The 4,014-nt window shown below is 73.5% G+C and carries 3 protein-coding genes; 1 reads left to right on the plus strand and 2 read right to left on the minus strand.

Annotated elements, in window-relative coordinates; translation table 11 throughout:
- Nucleotides 1-1,884, plus strand: a 1,884-nt coding sequence (locus KBX39_RS25210) for a catalase (protein ID WP_210872836.1), incomplete at its 5' end; no start/stop codon positions are given.
- Between the two features lie 78 nt (nucleotides 1,885-1,962).
- Here KBX39_RS25210 and KBX39_RS25215 read toward each other — a convergent pair.
- Both KBX39_RS25215 and KBX39_RS25220 read right to left on the minus strand, forming a co-directional pair.
- Complete coding sequence (locus KBX39_RS25215) at nucleotides 1,963-2,940, minus strand: DUF2804 domain-containing protein (protein ID WP_210872838.1); 978 nt, start codon at nucleotides 2,938-2,940, stop codon at nucleotides 1,963-1,965.
- A gap of 70 nt (nucleotides 2,941-3,010) precedes the next feature.
- Nucleotides 3,011-3,769 carry a peptidylprolyl isomerase gene (locus KBX39_RS25220; protein ID WP_013474698.1) on the minus strand — a complete coding sequence of 253 codons (759 nt, stop codon included), beginning with the start codon at nucleotides 3,767-3,769 and terminating at the stop codon, nucleotides 3,011-3,013.
- Nucleotides 3,770-4,014 lie beyond the last annotated feature (245 nt).

The following is a 4,014-nucleotide window of genomic DNA, read 5'->3' on the forward strand; positions in this document are numbered from 1 at the left end:
GAGCGGGTGGTGCACGCCCGGGGCGCGGGCGCGCACGGCACGTTCGTCGCCAACGGCGCCGCCGAGAAGGTCACCCGCGCCGGTTTCCTGAAGCAGGGGCGCGAGACGCCGGTCTTCGTCCGCTTCTCCACCGTGCTGGGCTCGCGCGGATCGGCCGACACGGTCCGCGACACCCGCGGCTTCGCCACCAAGTTCTACACCGACGAGGGCACGTTCGACCTGGTCGGCAACAACATGCCGGTGTTCTTCATCCAGGACGCGATCAAGTTCCCGGACGTCATCCACGCGGGCAAGCCACACCCGGACCGGGAGATCCCGCAGGCGCAGAGCGCGCACGACACGTTCTGGGACTTCGTCTCGCTGCACACCGAGGCGCAGCACCACACCATCTGGAACATGTCCGACCGGGGCATCCCGCGGTCCTACCGGACCATGGAGGGCTTCGGCGTGCACACGTTCCGACTGGTCGACGAGGCCGGCGCGACGGTGCTGGCCAAGTTCCACTGGAAGCCGAAGCTCGGCGTGCACTCCCTCACCTGGGAAGAGGCCCAGATGATCAGCGGCATGGACCCGGACTTCCACCGCCGCGACCTGTACGACGCCATCGAGGCCGGCGCGTTCCCCGAGTGGGAGCTGGGCATCCAGGTCTTCCCGGACACGCCGGAGGAGACGTTCGCCGGGATCGACCTGCTCGACCCGACGAAGATCGTGCCGGAGGAGCTGGCGCCGGTGCAGGCGATCGGCACCCTCACCCTCAACAAGACGCCGAGCAACTTCTTCGCCGAGACCGAGCAGGTGGCGTTCCACGTCGGACACCTGCCGCCGGGCATCGACGTCACGAACGACCCGCTGATGCAGGGCCGCCTCTTCTCGTACGTGGACACGCAGCTCACCCGCCTGGGCGGGCCGAACTTCACCCAGATCCCGATCAACCGGCCGCACGCCGACGTCAACGACATGCTGCGGGACGGCTTCCACCAGCACGCGGTGCACGCGGGCGTGGCGCCGTACCGGCCGAACTCGCTCGACGGCGGCAACCCGTTCCCGGCCGGCGACCGGGAGCACGCGTTCGTGGACACGCCGGTGACGGTGGCCGAGGCGCCGAAGGTGCGGGCCGCGCCGGCTTCCTTCGACGACCACTACAGCCAGGTACGCCTGTTCTGGCAGAGCATGTCGCCGGTGGAGAAGGAGCACATCATCCGGGCGTACACGTTCGAGCTGGGCAAGTGCTACCACCAGGCGATCAAGGAGCGGCAGCTCCAGTGCCTGGCCAACGTCGACCCGGTGCTGTGCGAGCAGGTCGCGACCGGTCTGGGCCTGCCGGTGCCGCAGCCCACCGTGCCGCTCGCCGAGGTGCAGCCCAGCCCGGCGCTGTCCCAGGTGGGCCGGGAGTGGCCGGCCGACGGCCGGATGGTCGGCATCGTGGTCGACGCCCAGGCCGACCTGGGCGACGTGCACGAGGTACGCCGGGAGGTGTTCACCGCCGGCATGGTGCCGCTGCTGATCGCCGCGCACGGCGGCACCGTCGACGGGCTGCCGGTGCAGCGCACGTTCGCCACCGGCCGCTCGGTCGAGTTCGACGCGGTGCTGCTGGCCGGCGCACCGGCCCCGGCGCCGGACGCGCTGCCGGCCCGCGACGCCAAGGCCGGCGCGGCGGGCTCGGCCACAGTCGACCCGCGGGTGCTGCTGCTGGTCGAGGAGGCGTGGCGGCACGCCAAGGTGATCGGCGCCTGGGGCGCGGGCGCCGAGGTGCTGAACCAGGCCGGTGTCACCGGCACGCCGGGCGTGGTCACCGGTGGCTCCGGCGCCGAGGTGCTCGCCGAGGTGCAGCGGCTGATGGCGGCGCACCGGGTCTGGGAGAGGTTCCCGGCCTCGGTCTCCTGATCCCGAGTCGCGCGTGGGGCGGTCCCGGACGGGGCCGCCCCACGCTGTGCGTACGGCCCGGTCCGGCGGGGACCGGCCTCACCAGCGGTTGCGGGCCTCCTCGGCCCAGCCGACCAGGCCGTCCAGGTCCACGCGCCCGCCGTCGTCGGTAGCGGCCCAGCCGGTGAAGTGGCCGAAGCACTGGTGCGTCTCCCCGGCCAGCACGACCAGGTTGGTACGCGCCACCCGCTCGTGGAACGGGTGGAACGTGACGTCCACCCGGTCGCCGGTGATCCGCCACGGCCGCAGCCAGTCGGCGCGGTCGTACTCCCAGGTCAGATCCGCGCCGATCTTGTGCAGCCGCCCGTCGACGAAGACCGCGTTCTCGGTCGAGCCGGTGCCGTCGGTCCACTTGCCGCCGAGCTGGATCGACCGGCCCGGCCCGCTTCCGGCCGCCCAGTTCCACCGCACCGCGTACCGCCACTTGCCCCGGCCGTGGTCGAGCGCCGCGTACGACCCCTCCCCCACCGGGTACGCCGTGCCGTCCACGGTGATCGTGCCGTGCACCGGACGGCCGATGTCCTTGACCGTGTACTGGAACCGGCGGGTGCTCCACGGCACCACCACGCCGAGCGACTCGTGGCCGGGCGGCAACGGCACGGTCAGGTCCACCTCGACGCCGGGCGCGCTGGCGCGCAGCGTACTGCCGTCGGGGCCCTGGTCCACGGCGATGGTGAGGTTCCCGCCGCGGGCCCGGACCGGGCCGTCGCCGCTGACCGGCGGCAGCACGGTGCCCCGGGCGAACGGCACCACCGCCTCCGCCGTGGTCTCCCGGCCGTTTCTCCGGTCGAGCAGGTAGAGGCTCTGCACCCCGGCGTAGTCCAGTGACGACGCGACCAGGCCGAGGATGTGCGTCGGGGTGACCACGCCCCAGTGCTCCCACCGCTTGGCCCGGCCCCAGCCGCGCAGGTTCGCCCGGTGCAGCGGCCGGCGGCTCCAGCCGACCGCGTCCGGGTTCAGCCGCCCGTCCGGCCGGCACAGGTCGACCGGCTCGGTGATCTCCCGCTCATGCGTCATCGCCGCAGGCTACCGGCGGCGACGCGGGCCCGGCGGGCGGCCTCGTCAGCCGTCCCGCCGGGCCGTTACGTCAGCGGCCCTGCTTGGCGCGGCAGATCTCCACCGGCACCGCCGGGGCGCCGTCGACCGGCGCCGGGTCCTCCGGGGTGGGCGCGATGCCGCCGGCCGATATCCGGTCCAGCGTGGCCAGCCCGGCCGCGTCGACCTGACCGAACACCGTGTAGTTGGGGCGCAGCGCCGAGTCGGCCTGGACCAGGAAGAACTGGCTGCCGTTGGTGTCCGGGCCGGCGTTGGCCATGGCCAGCGTGCCGCGCGCGTACAGGCGGCGTACGCCGGTCGGGTCGGTCGGCGCGGGCGGCAGGTCGGTGGGCAGCTCGTCGCGGTAGCGGTAGCCCGGGCCGCCCTCGCCGGTGCCGGACGGGTCGCCGCACTGCAGCACGGTCAGCGTCGGGTACGCGGTGAGCCGGTGGCAGGGCGTCCGGTCGTAGAAGCGCTTACGGACCAGGTGCAGGAAGCTCTGCACCGTGCACGGCGCCTGCTCGCGGTCCAGCGTCAGCCCGATCGGCCCCTGGTTGGTGCGCAGCGTGACCCGCACGGTGCCCCGGTCCGGCGTGCGGCGCGGGTCCGGCGGCAGCGGCACCGGACGGGCGGCCGGCTCGTCCGGCGTGGGCGTGTACGCGCACGGCCCCTTGGTGGGCGCCGGGTCGGCGGCGGGCGCCGCGGTCGCGGCGACACCAGCGGCGGCGACGATCGTCGCGGCGGCCACGCTCACCCCGGCGAGGCGGGCCAGCAGGGGTAATGCGGCGTGCGTTCGGGTTTCGCTCGACACGGTGGTCCTCCCTGGGCTCGTGGTACCAGAACGACCGGAGTCTATGGATCGGGTGGGGTGATGTCGACGCGCACGCCTCACGGGTCGCCGGGAAAGTCGGTTGCCCGCCCGCGCCACCTCCGCGAGGCTGAGCGGCATGACGTTCTGACGGATCACACCCCGCCCGCAGGCCCCTCCTCGCCGCCTGCCGTTCCCCGGCCTCTCTCTTTCCGCAGAAACGAGCGTCTGTGTCCGCGTACCCCTCC

The sequence above is a fragment of the Micromonospora sp. D75 genome (assembly GCF_018070405.1).
In the GTDB taxonomy this organism is placed as follows: Bacteria; Actinomycetota; Actinomycetes; order Mycobacteriales; family Micromonosporaceae; genus Micromonospora; species Micromonospora chalcea.